This is a genomic window from Anaerococcus groningensis (genome assembly GCF_046365465.1).
GTDB lineage: Bacteria > Bacillota > Clostridia > Tissierellales > Peptoniphilaceae > Anaerococcus > Anaerococcus groningensis.
Genome location: NZ_JBGMEG010000012.1, coordinates 55541 through 71199, shown reverse-complemented (window position 1 = coordinate 71199; position 15659 = coordinate 55541). Strand labels below are relative to the sequence as shown.

General features: G+C 31.9%; 13 protein-coding genes, 1 pseudogene and 1 other annotated feature. Of the genes and pseudogenes, 2 read left to right on the top strand and 12 right to left on the bottom strand.

From position 1 onward, the window contains the following. Positions 1-242: 242 nt before the first annotated feature. From AB9Q04_RS06410 to AB9Q04_RS06365, 10 genes and pseudogenes are all read right to left on the bottom strand, one after another. On the bottom strand, positions 243-1448 hold the full coding sequence (locus AB9Q04_RS06410; protein WP_410024517.1) for a glycosyltransferase family 4 protein: 1206 nt from the start codon (positions 1446-1448) through the stop codon (positions 243-245). Beyond that, positions 1448-2374: an ABC transporter ATP-binding protein gene (locus tag AB9Q04_RS06405; RefSeq protein WP_410024516.1), complete on the bottom strand. Its 927-nt coding sequence runs from the start codon at positions 2372-2374 to the stop codon at positions 1448-1450. The genes AB9Q04_RS06410 and AB9Q04_RS06405 overlap by 1 nt, the downstream gene beginning before the upstream one ends. Next, a complete protein-coding gene (locus tag AB9Q04_RS06400; protein WP_410024515.1) occupies positions 2358-4001 on the bottom strand; it encodes an ABC transporter permease in 1644 nt (547 codons plus the stop codon). Before AB9Q04_RS06400 ends, AB9Q04_RS06405 begins: the two co-directional genes overlap by 17 nt. 44 nt (positions 4002-4045) lie before the next feature. Further along, positions 4046-4675, bottom strand: a pseudogene (locus AB9Q04_RS06395) (extracellular solute-binding protein); the annotation flags it as partial. Positions 4676-4711: 36 nt separating this feature from the next. Further along, positions 4712-5212, bottom strand: a complete 501-nt coding sequence (locus tag AB9Q04_RS06390; RefSeq protein WP_410024514.1) for a type 2 periplasmic-binding domain-containing protein — start codon at positions 5210-5212, stop codon at positions 4712-4714. Between the two features lie 64 nt (positions 5213-5276). Continuing rightward, positions 5277-5762, bottom strand: a complete 486-nt coding sequence (gene msrA / locus AB9Q04_RS06385; protein WP_410024513.1) for a peptide-methionine (S)-S-oxide reductase MsrA — start codon at positions 5760-5762, stop codon at positions 5277-5279. Beyond that, positions 5759-6229: a threonine/serine exporter family protein gene (locus AB9Q04_RS06380; protein WP_394018655.1), complete on the bottom strand. Its 471-nt coding sequence runs from the start codon at positions 6227-6229 to the stop codon at positions 5759-5761. The genes msrA and AB9Q04_RS06380 overlap by 4 nt, the downstream gene beginning before the upstream one ends. Further along, complete coding sequence (locus AB9Q04_RS06375) at positions 6230-7009, bottom strand: threonine/serine exporter family protein (protein ID WP_410024512.1); 780 nt, start codon at positions 7007-7009, stop codon at positions 6230-6232. Between the two features lie 25 nt (positions 7010-7034). Further along, a complete protein-coding gene (locus AB9Q04_RS06370; protein WP_410024511.1) occupies positions 7035-7814 on the bottom strand; it encodes a J domain-containing protein in 780 nt (259 codons plus the stop codon). A gap of 81 nt (positions 7815-7895) precedes the next feature. Beyond that, positions 7896-9665 carry an ABC transporter ATP-binding protein gene (locus tag AB9Q04_RS06365; protein ID WP_410024510.1) on the bottom strand — a complete coding sequence of 590 codons (1770 nt, stop codon included), beginning with the start codon at positions 9663-9665 and terminating at the stop codon, positions 7896-7898. Between the two features lie 189 nt (positions 9666-9854). Here AB9Q04_RS06365 and AB9Q04_RS06360 point away from each other — a divergent pair, with 189 nt between their 5' ends. Beyond that, entirely contained in the window at positions 9855-12158 is a 2304-nt protein-coding gene (locus AB9Q04_RS06360) for a metallophosphoesterase family protein (RefSeq protein WP_410024509.1), read from the top strand. 90 nt (positions 12159-12248) lie between these two features. Here AB9Q04_RS06360 and brnQ read toward each other — a convergent pair whose 3' ends face one another. Together brnQ and AB9Q04_RS06350 are read right to left on the bottom strand one after the other, a co-directional pair. Next, positions 12249-13595, bottom strand: coding sequence for a branched-chain amino acid transport system II carrier protein (gene brnQ, locus AB9Q04_RS06355; protein ID WP_410024508.1), 1347 nt, complete (start codon positions 13593-13595; stop codon positions 12249-12251). A 64-nt stretch (positions 13596-13659) separates the two neighbouring features. Beyond that, positions 13660-13887: a binding site (T-box leader), on the bottom strand. Between the two features lie 142 nt (positions 13888-14029). Further along, a complete protein-coding gene (locus tag AB9Q04_RS06350) occupies positions 14030-14866 on the bottom strand; it encodes an aldo/keto reductase (RefSeq protein WP_410024507.1) in 837 nt (278 codons plus the stop codon). Between the two features lie 51 nt (positions 14867-14917). On the opposite strand from AB9Q04_RS06350, the gene ymfI reads away from it, so the two are divergent. After that, positions 14918-15646, top strand: coding sequence for an elongation factor P 5-aminopentanone reductase (gene ymfI, locus AB9Q04_RS06345; protein ID WP_410024506.1), 729 nt, complete (start codon positions 14918-14920; stop codon positions 15644-15646). The last annotated feature ends 13 nt before the right edge of the window (positions 15647-15659 follow it).

Here is a 15659-nt window from a genome sequence, read left to right as displayed (position 1 = left end):
ATAAAAGCTTTTTGATTCAAGCTCTTTTCATTTACACTGATCTTTTAATCAATGCGTGATTTATTTTATCCTGTTCTTTATATAAAGAACAAAATCATTGTTTTAAGGTTACTCAAATTAATTGCTTAAAGTTTAATTACTATTTACTTTTTAGATAAGATTTAACTCATCTGGTTCATTGTGTCGTCTCTTAACGACAAGATATATAATACCATGCTATTTTTATCCTGTCAACACTTTTTTTAGTTTTTTATTACATTTATTATTTTTTGTCCGATATTTGCCCAGGCAAGTGTTTGTATTTCAGCGTTTACTTCTTCTGTAAATAAATTTTGATCTAACCTATTTATTTGCTTTTCTATATTCTCACTCAGTCTTTCTATATAAGCTGGGATATCGTCTTTGACTGGTTTGTCCACATCATATATTCTTGGTAGCTTGGTAAATTCTATTAAATGTTTATTTTTTATTTCTGGCCCTATAAGTTTTTCTAGTCCATCAATATGGCTTGCTACTACTAGTTTATGGCAGGCTAATGCTTCTATAGCTATAAGCCCTAGGGCCTCAAAGTAGGATGGTAGTACAAATATATCTGCATCTCTTAATAAATTTGCTAGTTTTACTTGATCTAGGGCATGGTATATTGATAGCCTTTGCGAATGTTTTGCTAAATCTTTCATCTTATGACAAGATTCTAAGTCAGCGTTTCCTATCATATGAAGCCTAATCTGTGGATATTTTTTTTCTAGAATTGGTAAAGTTTGAACTAGTTCAAAAACTCCTTTTGACTGGCTAATCTTACCTGCATAAACTACATCTATGGTATTTTTTTCTATTTTTTCTTTTGGCGGATAAAATACCTTTTCACTATAGCCCCCACCCACATTATGGATTTTGCTTTCATCTACTCCTAGTAAATTTATTATGGCGTCATCTTCCATATCTGTAACCGTAAGCACATAATCTAAATCTTTTAGATGGTTAAGTCTTGGTAAAAACTTATGGTGCTTTTTAACCTGTCTCATATCTGTTCCGTGGGATATGCCTACTACTTCTGTATCAACAAATATTTCTTTAACTAGGTCTGTTATAAAAAATAAGTGGTGGGATATTACTATATCTGGTTTAAATTCTTCTTTTACTTCTATAAGTGCTTTTCTAAAATTTTCTATAAGAGTATCTATTTGCTCTTCAGTCATCTGGCTATAGACTGTAGAATCATAGGGCATTTGATCACTCATCCCACATATTCTAAAGGACATATCTTCTGTATTATAAAAAACTGGTTTTAAAACCTTCGCATTTACTTGGTTATCATATATTTTTTCTGTACCAAAGACTGCAGCATTTTCATAGCCCATATTATCTAAGCTATCTATGAGATTTGTAAAATATACTCCGCTACCTGTCTTTGCTGGTAATTGGGTTAGTACATGTAATATTTTCATTATATTTGCTCCATATCATAAGTTAACTTAATTGTATCGCCAATTTTTTTATCAAAATTATCATTTAATAAAAGTACCTTTAGTTCTTTATCTTTATTTGCTACAAAAATTTCTATAGTGCTGCCCATAAAAATAATATCTTTTATAACAAACTCTTCCCCCTTATCTGTAATTTTTACTTTTTCGGGTCTAACATAAGTACTATCTATTATATTTTTTTGACCAATAAAGTCTAAACTTTCTTTATTAACAGGTTTATTATAAATTCTTTGGGGAGAACCTTGATCTATAATTTTTCCTTGACTAAGAACTATAACCTCATCCGCCATCTTAAAGGCTTCTGCTTGATCGTGGGTTACAAAAATTGTTGTGAGTCCAAAATCTTTGTGAATTTTTCTAATTTCTAATTGCATTTTTTCCCTAAGCTTTTGATCAAGGGCACTAAAGGGCTCATCCATTAAAAGTAATTTTGGTTTCACAACTAAACTTCTAGCAAGGGCCACCCTTTGCCTTTCCCCTCCAGAAAGTTCAGCAGGTTTTCTATTTTCATAGCCTTTTAAGCCTACCATTTCTATTGTTTTGTATGCTAAATCTTTTTTCTCTGATTTATTTAAGGATTTTTGATTAAATTTTAATCCATACATAACATTATTTAAAACTGTCATGTGAGAAAATAGGCCTAGACTTTGGAAAACTGTAAAAACTTTTCTATCATTGGGCTCTAGATTGCTAATATCTTCTCCATCCAATATTATTTGTCCGCTAAAATCTATAAATCCTCCTATCGAATGAAGGATAGTGCTTTTGCCCGAACCAGATGGACCTAGTAAACACAAGAATTTACCCTCTTTTAAATTTATATTTATATTATCTAAAACCTTATTTACCTCATAGCTTTTAGTTAAATTTTTAATTTCCAAATACATAAGTAGACCTTTCTTTTAAAGTTCCCTGTCCAAAAATAAAATTAATAAGTAAATTAAATACAATACAAATTACCATTATAAGCAGGGCAATGACTGATCCTTCGCCATATCTACCGCTGTTTATGACGTCAAACATAACAAGAGTCAAAAGTTTCTTGCCAGGGTAAACTAAAAATATAATCGATCCAACTGTTGTCATAGTTGTTGTAAAACTATTTATAAGTGATATGCGCAAGGAGGGTTTGATATTTGGGATGATTCCATCTTTTATTTCATAAAAAGTATTGGCCCCTAAATCTCTTAAAGAATTAATCATATCGGTATCAATAGATTTCATAGCAGTATTTCCAACTCTGCTTGAAAAAGGCAGCTGCTTAAAAAGTACATTTAAAACAACTATAATACTTGTCCCTGTAATCATAAGAGGTGGAGATTTAAAATATAGCAAGTAGCCTAAACCAAAAAAAGTACCTGGTATTATGTAAGGCATATTTGAAATAAGGTCTATTACCTTCATAAATTTACTGTTTCTAATTATTAAATAATAACTAATTAACATACCAATAAGGGTACCAACAAAGGCTGAGATTAGAGAATATCCAATAGACCTTAACATAGCATCACCCATATAATTTTTAGCCTTCGAAAGATTAGCCAAGCTAAAAACTAAGGACCCTTTTTTCATAGTAGTAAAAGCACTTAGTATAATTGCCACATATAAACTTACTAGTAAAAGTAAAATTAAAATTCCTATAACTCTAAATAAGTTATATATTATCCCTCTTCTTTGGACCTTAACTTCAGCTAAGTTACTAGCACTTGCCGTAGTAGATCTTTCCTTATTTAAAAAACTTACTATTATAAATACTAGTAAAATTGGTAGTAAAAGTAAAACATTCATCGTACTAGCCTTAGATAAATTTCCATTTGCTATAACCTCAAAGTAGGATTCTAGGGCTAGTACATTAAATTTTCCTCCAATAATAGAAGGAGTTGCAAAATCTGCCATCGATTTAAAAAAGCTTAATAAAAACACAGTAAAAATACCATTTTTAAGTTGGGGAATAAGGATATCTAAAATTATAGAATTAGTATCAGCGCCCAGGGACCTAGCAGAGTTTATCACATCATTTTTCATGATAGCTAAATAACCTAGTAAAATCATACAATTTAGCGAAATATATGAAAGTGTCTGCATGAAAACCACTCCCCGCATATTGTAAGGATTTATGGAAAGTCCTAATAGATTATGGGTTATAAATCCTCTACGCCCAAATAAGGTAATGTAGCTAAGACTTGTTACAAAGGGAGGGCTAACTAAAGTAATTAATAATATAAGGTTAAAGACTTTCTTTACTTTTGATTTTGATAAGTAAATATAAATTGCAAGGATAGTTGCTAATATGATTGAAAAAAATGATGTAAGAGTACCTAGTTTTAAAGAGTTTATTAATAATTTTTTATTAGCTAAGATATTTTCATAGTAGGAAAAATCAATGTTCCCATCAATTATAAGGCTTTCTTTAAAGACACTTAAAAAAGGCATTAGTATAAAAAGTACTACTGCTACGGCTAGGATGAGTTGTATTAATATATCTAATAAATTTTTTGATTTTAATTTTTTCATAATATGTATATATAAAATAAACCAAGGCTTAGCCTTGGTTTATTTTATTCTTCGCTAGCTTTGTCTCCAGCTATTTCCTTAAATTTATTTAATATTTCTTCTCTTTGTGTTCCAAATGTTGATAGGTCTTCATCGATTAGCTTATCTTTTGGTAAGCCTAAATCAAGTCCTTTGATATCTGGTACAATTAGTTGGTTAGTATCTTTCCCATCAATTTCTGCAATCATGCTTTGAGCTTTTTCACTTATCATAAAGTCTATAAATGCTTCAGCAATGTCAGTATTTTCGCTATCTTTAAAGATTGCAACCCCTTCTGGTACCCATGGAATACCATCTTCAGGATAGATGACTGTTAGGCCATAATCTTTAGCTGCATCAAAGGCCTTTTGGTCAACTGGAATGATGCCAATTGCAAATTCACCTTGGGCAGTTTTTTCTTGTGGGTCTTTTCCTCTTTTTGAGTAGAAGTCTATGTTGCCATTGATTTTTTCAAATAATGCCCAACCTTCTTCTTCCCCGTATAGGTCTAAAAGTCCTTTTAGGGCTGCATAATTTGTTCCAGAAATAGCTGGGTTTGACATGATAACTTCGCCTTTATATTTTGGATCTGCTAAATCTTCCCAAGTTTTTGGAGCTTCTAAGCCTTTTTCTTCAAGTATCCCATCATTTACTAAAAATCCAACTACTGTAAGACCTTTTGAAAAGTAATGTCAGTAAACATCCTTGTATTCTTCTGGGATTTTATAGGTCATATCTGAATTATATTCTTCTAATAATCCATCATCTTTTGCTGCCATAAAGGCATCTAGTCCACCACCAAACCAAAGGTCAGCCATTGCTTTGCCCTCTGCTTTTGTTCTTGAAATAACTTCACCACTAGACATTGAAAGAAACTCTACATCCGCACCAGTTTCATTGGTAAATTCTTCAAATAACGGAACATATGAGTCACTTGTAGCCACTACATTTAAAGTTCTTCCCTCAAAGATATTGTCTTGGCTAGCTTCTTCTTTTTCTGTTTCTTCTTCGACTGTTTCAGCTTCTTCATCAGCTAAATCATCTTTTGCTTCTTCTAGCTCTTGCTCAACTGGTTGTTCTACACTTGTATCATTTGTAGCTGTGTCTTCTGCGTTTTGCTCAGCCCCACAAGCTGTAAATGCTAAAAGCATTGCAGTTGCCAAAGAAATCTTACTAATAAAATTACTTTTCATCTCTTCCTCTTTAACAATATTAGTAACTTAATTATATAATATATTTACGTTTAAACAAAGTTAATTATAAGTTAGGTCTATCATTAAGGTTAATATGGCAGTAGCCGGTTGGATTTTTATCTAGGTAGTCTTGGTGGTAGTCTTCTGCTACTATAAAGTTTTTTAACTCCTCTACTTCAACTTGGATTTTATTATCTGCACTAGTTTGTTTTTCGTTTAAAAATTCTCTAGCTTTTTCTAAGTCTTCCGCATTTGTTGAATAAATACCAGTCCTATATTGGCGACCTCTATCGTTGCCTTGTTTATCAACACTAAATGGATCAATAATGTAGTATAGGTATTCTAATAATTTTTCAAGACTAATTAGTTCATTATCATATTTTATATGAACAGTTTCTGCATGGTCAGTAGATGCTACTTCTTCATAAGTTGTTTGCTCAGTTTTACCATTTGCATAACCTACTTCTGTATCTACTACTCCCTTGATTTCTTTAAAGTATGCTTCTACTCCCCAGAAGCATCCACCTGCTAAATATATTTCTTTTATCATTTTTTTCTCCTTAGATAATTTGTTCTATTTACTGTTCTTGTTCTAAAAGTTTTAAGCGAGGTTGAGAAGGAACTTGCTAGTAATATGCCAAATGATATGGACCCTGCTACAACTATAGTGCTATAAAAACTTTCTATGGCTAACTCGGATTGATTATTTACAAAAAATCCCATTGTATTATATATACCCTCTCCTGGAACTAAGTTAATAATTCCTGGAATTATAAATACTGATGCTGGGTATCTGAGACGTCTTGCTAACATTTCTGAAACAAAGGTTATACTTAGGGCTGATAAAAATACCGCTATGTACTTACTACCTGTAGTATCTATAACATATTTAAAAACAATCCATCCAAATCCCCCATTGACAGCAGATACCAATAAAGTTTTTAAAGGTACCGAAAATACTAGGGCAAATCCTACTGTTGACATGATTGCGGCTATAAATTGAATTAAATATGACATTTAAAATAACCTCCATATACTAATAGGTGTTGCAACTCCCACTGCTAGAGCAATTGAAATTAATATGGCCATGGCAGTTCCTGTTATCCCACTTAGGGCATCCCCGCTCATTAAGTCTCTTACTGCATTTGTAAGCATAACCCCTGGTACAAAGGCCATCATGCCCCCGATGATTACGATATTAATGCTAATTGGAGTAATCTCATTTATAACTAAAGCTAATAAAGAAAGTATAAAACCATATAAAAAGTTAACTACAAAAAAGTTTAATTTATTTCTTTCTAGAAATAGGGAAAACCTAAAGGCCAAAAATCCTACCAAAAAGGCTGATAGTATGTCTATGATATCTCCACCTAACAGAATCGAGTAGGACCCTGCTGCTACAGTTGCCCCTAGAATTCTTAGGGCAACTGGAACAGATTTTTCCTTTTTTATCTTATCAATTTCTAAAAGAGCCTCATCTAGGGTATATAGGCCTGCTGAGAAATTCCTAGAAAAAGTATTTACCCTATCTACATAATATAGGTTGTTCCCACGGCTTCTGACCCTACGCATATTGGTATGAATCTCTCCCTTGTAGGAAAATGAAATGATAATTGTATTATAAGAAGAAAAAACATCTACATCTTTTATAGAATCTTTTGACCTAATTATCCTTTCAACTGTATCCTCTACCCTATAAATCTCAGCCCCATTGGCAAGCATCAGGGCTCCTGCTGATGATGCAATCTCTGAAAGAATTACAGCTTCTTCCAGTGTTTTAATTTTTTCATTTATCATTGCCTATCCTTTTCAAATCTTTATTTTAAAGGTAATTTTGCTTATATTTTTTAATATTTTCCTCTGTCAAAAACTCGTAAGCATCATTAACTTTAGTAAACATTGTAGTAGCATCTGGATCTTTATTAAGATCTGGATGATATTTTTTAGCAAGTTTTCTATAATTTAATTTTACTTCATAAATATCAGTATCAACACCAACACCGAGTATCTTACAAGCTTGTTCATATTTATCCTTAAAGCCAAGATCGTTTACACCATTATAACCTGAGTATTGGCCTTGGCCATAGCCAGTGTTATAACCACTCCCATAGGACCTAGAATTTTGATAGCCACCAAAGTTTCTAACAAATTCTTCAAAACGACGGTTCATTTCTTCTTGCTGACGGCGAGCCTCTTCTTCTCTTTGGCGGCGGCGCATTTGTTCTTGTTCATAGATATATTTATCAGAATAATCTGAAAGACTTTCATAGCCCACTTTTTGGCCAGTTATCATAGAATCAGCTCTATCATACATCCACTCAGTAAGTGTATAGTTTATATACCTTAAAAAAGAAATAAACTTAGGACCAAGTATCGGTATAAATATTACTGCAAAAATAAAATACATTACTTCTTTTGGTAGTAATAAAGGAATTATCGGGAAAATAAATATTGTTGAGCAACCAAATATAAATATCATAAATAATAGCTGCCTTATACCCTCAAAGGTAACTACTATGACATTCATAATATTGATTAGTGCATTAAAAAATGTACCTAGGCCCGTTGCTAGACCATGTAAGATTTTTCCAAAAAATTTCATAAATTTCTCCATTCTAATAAAATTATATCAAAGTTTACTTTTTCTTGAAAGCAAAAAAAGAATGGTCTTTTAAACCATTCTTTACCCAAATAATTCTTCATTGTTACTATTATATAGGTTGTAATATATGCCTTTTTTATCAAGAAGGTCTTTGTGGTTACCACGCTCTACAATACCATCATAGGTTAATACCAAGATTTCATCAGCATTTATAATAGTAGAAAGTCTATGAGCAATGGTAATTGTTGTTCTTCCCTTTGATAAAGTTTCCAGAGATTTTTGGACAATTGCTTCACTTTTATTATCTAAGGCACTGGTTGCCTCATCAAGAATTAAGATTGGTGGATTCTTTAAGAAAACTCTTGCTATAGAAATTCTTTGTTTCTGACCACCAGATAATTTTACTCCACGTTCCCCAATGTGAGTATCCATGCCAAATGGCAGATCATTTATAAATTCTGTAGCTCCAGCAAGTTCTGCAGCCCTTAAGATTTCTTCATCTGTAGCATCTTCCTTGCCATAACGGATATTATCTTTTACAGTTCCACTAAATAAATAAACATCTTGTTGGACAATACCGATATTATCACGAAGTGATTCTAAGGTTAAATCTCTTATATCAGTATCATCTATTTTTATAGAACCTTTTGCAATATCATAAAATCTTGGGATTAATTTAGAAATGGTAGTTTTTCCTGCACCTGATGGACCTACTAAAGCGATATTTTCCCCAACATCTACATTAAAGTTGATATTTTCTAATACATATGGGTCATCTTCGCTAGTTTCTGGATATTTAAAGTAAACATGGTCAAAGTCAATTTTTCCTTTTACATCAGTTAAATCTTTGGCATATTCATCATCAAAGATACTATTATCCATTTCCATAACTTCTGTAAATCTTTCTATACCAGTAGTTCCTGCTTGGAATACATCTGTAAAGTTAATTAACCTTTCAATAGTAGTTACTAGCATATTTAGGTACATGGTAAAGGCAATAAGATCCCCTGGAGAAATTTCTCCATTTATGACAAAAAAACCACCTACAAAGATCAGAATTGCATACATAAGTCCTGCAAAAGCTTCATTTATCATAAAAAATCCAGCCATATCAAAGTATCTTTTCTTCTTTATGGCTACGAACTTATCATTGTTTACTTGAAACTTATCCTTTTCAGTTTCTTCATTAGCAAAAGATTTTACAACTGATATACCAAGTAGGGTATCTTCTACTCCTGAGTTGATATCACCAATTTGTCTTTTTACATTCATAGTTGCTTTTCTAAATTCTTTACGTTTTTTACTAGAAAAGACAAACATGATTGGGATGATGATATATATAATTAAAGAAAGTTTCCAGTTTATAGTAAGCAATACTATAAAAGATAAGATTAATTTTATAGCACCCACTAATAATTCTTCTGGTACATGGTGGGAAAATTCTGTAATATCAAATAAATCTGTGGTTATCCTACTCATCAAAGCTCCTATGCGAGCTTCATTGAAAAATTCTGTATCCATAGTTAGCAAATGGTTAAATACATCTGCTCTCATATCACGTTCAATCTTTGCCCCCATGATATGGCCTAGAGATTGCATAAAATATCTAGCAGCTACTTCAATTATTTTTGTAACTGTATATACAATTCCTACTTTGACAACTCTACTTGCATCTAAGAGTCCCAGCTGGGCCCAGTCTGTTAAACTTGATAATAAAAGTGGTAATACAAGCTGGGAAACTGTAGTTAGAGCAGATGCAAATAAGTCTGCAAAGAGGATTTTTTTATACGGGTTATAGTAGGGTAAGAATTTTTTATTCAAATACTTATTACTATAAGCTTGTCTATCCATAAGACCTCCTTTTTATAAATTTTACATAATAATATTACTGTACTCTATTTTTTGAAGATTTAACTGATAATGATTATTTATATTAATTAAATTTATAATACAAAAAATTTACATAAATTTTACAATATTGTGTAAATTTTCTAACACTAACCATATATAATGGCCTTGAAAAATTTTATGGAGGTTCTTATGAAAAAAAATAACAAATTAATTTTAGCTCTAGCTATCGCCAGTGCAAGTGCTGCAATTTTCCCAGTACAAGATACATATGCAGCAGAAGATTTAGCAGTAGAAAATAAAACTGCTATAGTCGAAAGTAAAGAGACTCTTGATGCTTCTAGCACATATGAAGCTAATTTAGAAGAAACTTTATCAACTGAAAATAGTGAAATTTCTAAAATTGACTACTATTCAAATTCATCTAATGAAAATAAAGATGAGTACTTAGCTGATGAAAAAAACGAATCTGAAATTAGACAAGAAGATGGCACTGATAAGTTTGACAGAGCTACTAATACAGAAAGAAAATCTTTTGGTGCTGATAAAAATGTTATAAACATTGATCCAGAAGTTAAGAGAAAATTAGAAGAAACTGATGGCGAATACGGTAAAAAAGATGGTGCGTACGCTAACAACAATTTAAAACCTGTTTTAACTCCAATCAAAGACGTGGTTGTAAATATGGGAGAAAATGAAAGACAAGTTGCAGTTACTTGGTATGCAAAAGGTGAAGTAAATAAAGATTCAAAATTACATTTTGGCGGTAAAACTTATAATGTAATAAGAGCTAGAAAGACTAATGATTCAAATGGATACAGCACATATACTGCAATTGCTGAAGTTGAGCCGGGAAAATCATATGAATACTATGTACAAACGGGTTCTTATAAATCAGATATCTTTACATTAAAAACAAAAGCCCTTGGTAAAAATAATAAATTTAGCGTTCTTGCTTATGGAGACTCTCAAATCGGATCAGGTGATAAAGTTTGGGATTCAGTTGGCCTTTACAAAAACACACAAGGTAAAGTAGACCAAGATATTGCTGATTTTAAGAAAACTCTTAAAAAAGCCGAAGAGCTAGACCCTCACTTTTATTATTCCATGGGTGATAACGTTCAAGTAGCAGGATACGAAGGCGAATCTGATTACCTATTAGAACTTCCAATATTTAAACAAAGAATCCTTGCAACAGTTGCAGGAAATCACGAATTAAGCATGGATAAGGATGATACAAGTCTTCAAAATACGACATTTTCTGACCATTTTTATCTACCTAACGAATCAAATCTTGGTTCTATTTCAGAAATTAATGAAGATGGATCAACAACCTTTATGCCTGGAAACTTCTATTACACATATGGTGATGCACTTTTTCTAAACCTTAATTCAAACAATAGAAATACCGAAGAACATAGAGCATTTATAGAGAATGCAAAAGCAGAAGCAACTAAAAAACGTGGTTCAAACTTCTCATGGACTATAGTTTCTTTCCACCACGCTCCATACTCAACAGCTACTCATACATCTGATACAGACATCCAACAAAGACGCCATGAGCTTATAAGAATATTTAATGAAAATGGAGTTGATGCAGTATTTGGTGGACACGACCATGTCTACGCAAGAAGCAAACAAATGCTAGCTGGAGAACAAGCATTATCATTCAAAGACGCTTATGGAATAGATCCTAAGGATAAAAACGCAAAAATCGAAGATGGAGAAACAAAGTTATTTAATAACGCTATCTATAAAGATGGAAAAGTTATAGTAGATGGTATAGAACTAAACTATGAAGGAAATGAAGTTACTAACCCACGTGGAACAGTATTTTTGACTCTAACAACAGCTTCTGGTACAAAATTCTATAACCCAATTGGAGAAAATCAATGGTTTGTTGCAAAAAGTTTAGATGATAGAAATCAATTATTCTCTTACTTAACCTTTGATAAAAACACCTTTACAATAACAACAATGGATCCATATGGAAAAGTAATAGATACTTACACAATCAATAAAACTGATGAATTTATAAATAATCCAAGAATGCTTGAAAAAGAAGTTTCAAAAGCACAATTAGAAGCTCGAATCAAACAAGTAAAAAATTTGAAATTAGTAGATAATAAAGAAAACATTGAAGCTTACAATAATGCGTTATCATATGCTGAGGAAGTATTAAAGGCAACATTTACTAGCCAAGAAGAAGTAGATGCAGCAATTAAAGTGCTTGAGACAAGACTATCAAATGTTGAGTTCATTGCTGAAAACACAGCAGATAACAAAGCAGACAATAAAAAACTTGCTAAACAAGTAAAAGGCGAAAAAGCTCCAAAAGCTGCTAAAGAAGTAAAAGAAGATAAAAAAGCAAGCAAAGCTAGTAACAAAGAAGCTAAAAAGTCTAGCAACCCAAAAACAGGTATCACTGCCCTAACTGGAGTATATGCAAGCCTATCACTTGCTGCAGCTGGATTATTTGCTACAAAAAGAAAATAAGTAAAATAAAATATAAACTAAAAAGACGAGTAATAATTCTACTCGTCTTTTTATTTCCATGGATTAACTTAGTCTTTTATTCCATTATTCTTAATTATTAGTTGTTCTTGCTACATTCGTTTGTCTTAAACCCACCATTACTTTAGAAACTAAGGTTGCTAGTACTAAAACTACTAAAGTTGGTAATAACCAAGAAAGACCTTCTTTATATAAGGGAAGAGAAACCAACATATCAGTAAAAACTCCAAGATTTAGATTAAATGTTTTATCTAAAACTTCTACTAAAGGAAGGACAACTGATACTACAGCAGCAGATATATAAGCCACTCTTGAATAATTTACATAATCATGGCTTATACCCATAACTATAAGCACTAGGGCAACTGGATATATTATTTGTAAAAGAGGCACTGAGAATTCTAACAATTTATTTAAACCAAAGTTTGCCATTATAAATGAGAATAAAGTCCATATAAAAACCCAGCTTTTATATGACAATTTATTGTTGAATAAAGATTCAAAGTATTCTCCTCCACTTGTTATAAGCCCCACACATGTTGTAAGACATGCTAGAGTAAATATTGATGCAAGAAGCACTAAACCAAAATCTCCTAAAACAAATTTAACAGTTTCTGTTAAAACTTGGGCCCCATTTTCAAGACCTCTAAATTTTGCTGATCCTATCATACCTATAGTTGCAAGCATAGCATAAACTATAAATAATACAGTTCCTGCAAGCATTCCAGCCTTTACTTCATATTTTGTCACTTCTTTTTCATCAGTTATTCCAAATCTTCTTATAGCTTGGGCTATTACAAAACCAAAATTTAAAGCAGCTACCGCATCCATAGTATCATAACCTGCTAAAAATCCTTTTGTAACAGGTCCTGTCGCATAATCACCTGTAGGCATTGCAACATTTCTACTCATTGTAACTACTCTTATAAACATTATAAATATAAGAACTAATAAAGTTGGTGTAAGGTACTTACCTATTCTTTTTACTAATTTATTAGGCTTTAGGCATATAGTCATAGCTATGGCAAAAAATACCAGAGTATATAAAAATCTAGCTAGCCCCAAACTAAAACTTTCTGGCACATAAGGCGCTATGGCCATTTCAAATGGAACAGATCCTGCTCTTGGTATACCAAGACCTGGTCCTATTGATAAATATATCGCTGTTGTAAATACAACTGAAAACACTGGTCCGACCCTATTAGCTAAGTTTGTTAAGCCATTGGTTTTTCCTACTAATATCGACCCAACAACCGGGAATAACACGGCAGTAACGCTAAAAGCCAGTAGTGAAATATAAGTAGCAGTACCCGCTTGGTTACCTAAAAGTGGTGGGAAAATTAAGTTTCCAGCTCCAAAAAATAAACCAAATAGCATTATGCTAACTTGTAAAAATTGACTTCTTGTTAATTTTTTCATTATTTCCTCCAAAAAATTTATTCCTCAATATTTATCCAATAAAAAAGTCCCTTGTCTACAATAGACAAAGGACGAAAATTTCCGCGTTACCACCTTTATTCTTATATAAAATAAGCAACTCAAGCATCTAACAATGCCGGGTTTTGATAACGCCAACCATGGCGACACATCTTACTTAGTTCAGATGTGCAAAAGAAAAATGATTTTCGAACTTACTTTTAAGGATGGATCTCACCAAACTCCAACTCTCTGTGCTTATAGATAAGCCTACTCTTTTTTTCATAATTTTTTAAATTTAAATAAGTATTGTTAAAGCTATTATAGGCCAATTAAATTTACTTGTCAAATATTAATTTTATAATCATAAACAATATTGCAAATTTATTTAATAAGGCCTCTATTTAGCAATCTTATATTAATATATAATAATAAAATTACATATTAGCAGCTTTTTCTAACCATTCCTTATCTTCAGGATCTGCAGAATATCTTTCTTTTTTATCAAGACTTGCTAGGGCATTCATATCTTCATCTGTTAGGTTAAAGTCAAATAAATCTATATTTTCATATATTCTTTCTTCATGAGATGATTTTACTAAAACCATAACTCCTCTTTCAATATTCCATTTTAGGGCAATTTGAGCTGGAGTTTTGTTATATTTCTTACCAATATCTTCTAGGACATCTTCATCTAGTAAATTCGACTTACCTTGGGCAAGTGGTCCCCATGCTTGGTGAAGAATTTTATTTTCTTTTAAAAACTGGTGAGTATCCTTATCTTGTAAGTGTAGGTGGCTTTCTAATTGGTCAACAACTGGTACTGGCCCCTCTTTTAATAACTCTGACATTTGCTTTATAGAAAAGTTACATACACCAATGCTTTTTATGATACCTTGGTCCTTGTAATCATTTAAAACTTTCCAAGCTTCTTTATAGTTTTCTCCATACCAGTGTAATAATGCTACATCTAGGTAGTCAACACCTAAATCTTTTAAAGATCCATCAATAGATTCTTTTGCCTTATCAGCAGAGTAAGCATTTGGCCATATTTTTGTAGCTATTTGATAATCTTCGCGATTTTTAGCATATGTTTTTAAATATTTTCCTAAAAGGTCTTCATTTTCGTAAAACTTAGCTGTATCAAAATAAGTATAACCAGCCTTAAGTGCAGTTTCTACTGCAAGGTCCATATCTTTTTCTTCAGTTATTTTATAAGTACCAAACCCTATTGCAGGTACTTTTGTGCCGTCATTTAATGTAAAATAATCCATAATATTCACTCCTTTGCTATTTTATATACCCTATTGTGTTATAATTTTAATATGAAAACAGTTTTAATAACAGGATCTTCTCGTGGCATAGGTGCTGCCATTGCTAGAAGACTAAATGATGAGTATAAGATAATAATTAATTATAACAAGAGTAAAAATCAAGCTATTAAATTAATGAATGAACTTAGAGAAACTAATCCAAATGTTATTGCTATAAAAGCTGATGCCTCTAAGGAAGGTGAAGTAGAAAATATGTTTGCCATAGCTGAGCAAAACTTTGGCCATGTTGATATTTTAATAAATAATGCAGGAATTTCTCACTTTTCCCTTATCCAAGATATAGACTTTGATACTTGGCAAAATGTTATAAATACCAACCTCAATTCAGTTTTTCTAAATAGTAAACGTGCCATTCCAAATATGATTTCTAACCAATACGGAGTAATTATAAATATGAGCTCCATTTGGGGAGATTTCGGTGCTAGCATGGAATCCCTATATTCTACATCAAAAGGTGCTATAAATACATTTACAAAAGCGATGGCCAAGGAACTTGCCCCATCCGGAATCCGTGTAAATGCTATTGCCCCAGGGATTGTTGAAACTGATATGATGAAAAATGATTTTAGCAAGGAAGAATTAGAAGCATTAAAAAATGAAGTAGCTACAAATAGGTTTGCAAAACCGGAAGAAATTGCAGGCCTTGTAAGGTATCTTATATCAGATGAGGCAAGCTATATAACTGGTGATATAATCCATATAAATGGAGGTTTTTATTAAAAAATCCCTTAGA

Excerpts from the sequence above, each read along its gene's own strand:
- AB9Q04_RS06370 (WP_410024511.1), bottom strand. The coding sequence starts at position 7,814 with ATGAAATTTTTTGGAAAAATCTTACATGGTCTAGCAACGGGCCTAGGT.
- AB9Q04_RS06380 (WP_394018655.1), bottom strand. The coding sequence starts at position 6,229 with ATGTCATATTTAATTCAATTTATAGCCGCAATCATGTCAACAGTAGGA.
- AB9Q04_RS06350 (WP_410024507.1), bottom strand. The coding sequence starts at position 14,866 with ATGGATTATTTTACATTAAATGACGGCACAAAAGTACCTGCAATAGGG.
- brnQ (WP_410024508.1), bottom strand. The coding sequence starts at position 13,595 with ATGAAAAAATTAACAAGAAGTCAATTTTTACAAGTTAGCATAATGCTA.
- msrA (WP_410024513.1), bottom strand. The coding sequence starts at position 5,762 with ATGATAAAAGAAATATATTTAGCAGGTGGATGCTTCTGGGGAGTAGAA.
- AB9Q04_RS06375 (WP_410024512.1), bottom strand. The coding sequence starts at position 7,009 with ATGATAAATGAAAAAATTAAAACACTGGAAGAAGCTGTAATTCTTTCA.
- AB9Q04_RS06390 (WP_410024514.1), bottom strand. The coding sequence starts at position 5,212 with ATGAAAAGTAATTTTATTAGTAAGATTTCTTTGGCAACTGCAATGCTT.
- AB9Q04_RS06405 (WP_410024516.1), bottom strand. The coding sequence starts at position 2,374 with ATGTATTTGGAAATTAAAAATTTAACTAAAAGCTATGAGGTAAATAAG.
- ymfI (WP_410024506.1), top strand. The coding sequence starts at position 14,918 with ATGAAAACAGTTTTAATAACAGGATCTTCTCGTGGCATAGGTGCTGCC.
- AB9Q04_RS06365 (WP_410024510.1), bottom strand. The coding sequence starts at position 9,665 with ATGGATAGACAAGCTTATAGTAATAAGTATTTGAATAAAAAATTCTTA.
- AB9Q04_RS06410 (WP_410024517.1), bottom strand. The coding sequence starts at position 1,448 with ATGAAAATATTACATGTACTAACCCAATTACCAGCAAAGACAGGTAGC.
- AB9Q04_RS06400 (WP_410024515.1), bottom strand. The coding sequence starts at position 4,001 with ATGAAAAAATTAAAATCAAAAAATTTATTAGATATATTAATACAACTC.
- AB9Q04_RS06360 (WP_410024509.1), top strand. The coding sequence starts at position 9,855 with ATGAAAAAAAATAACAAATTAATTTTAGCTCTAGCTATCGCCAGTGCA.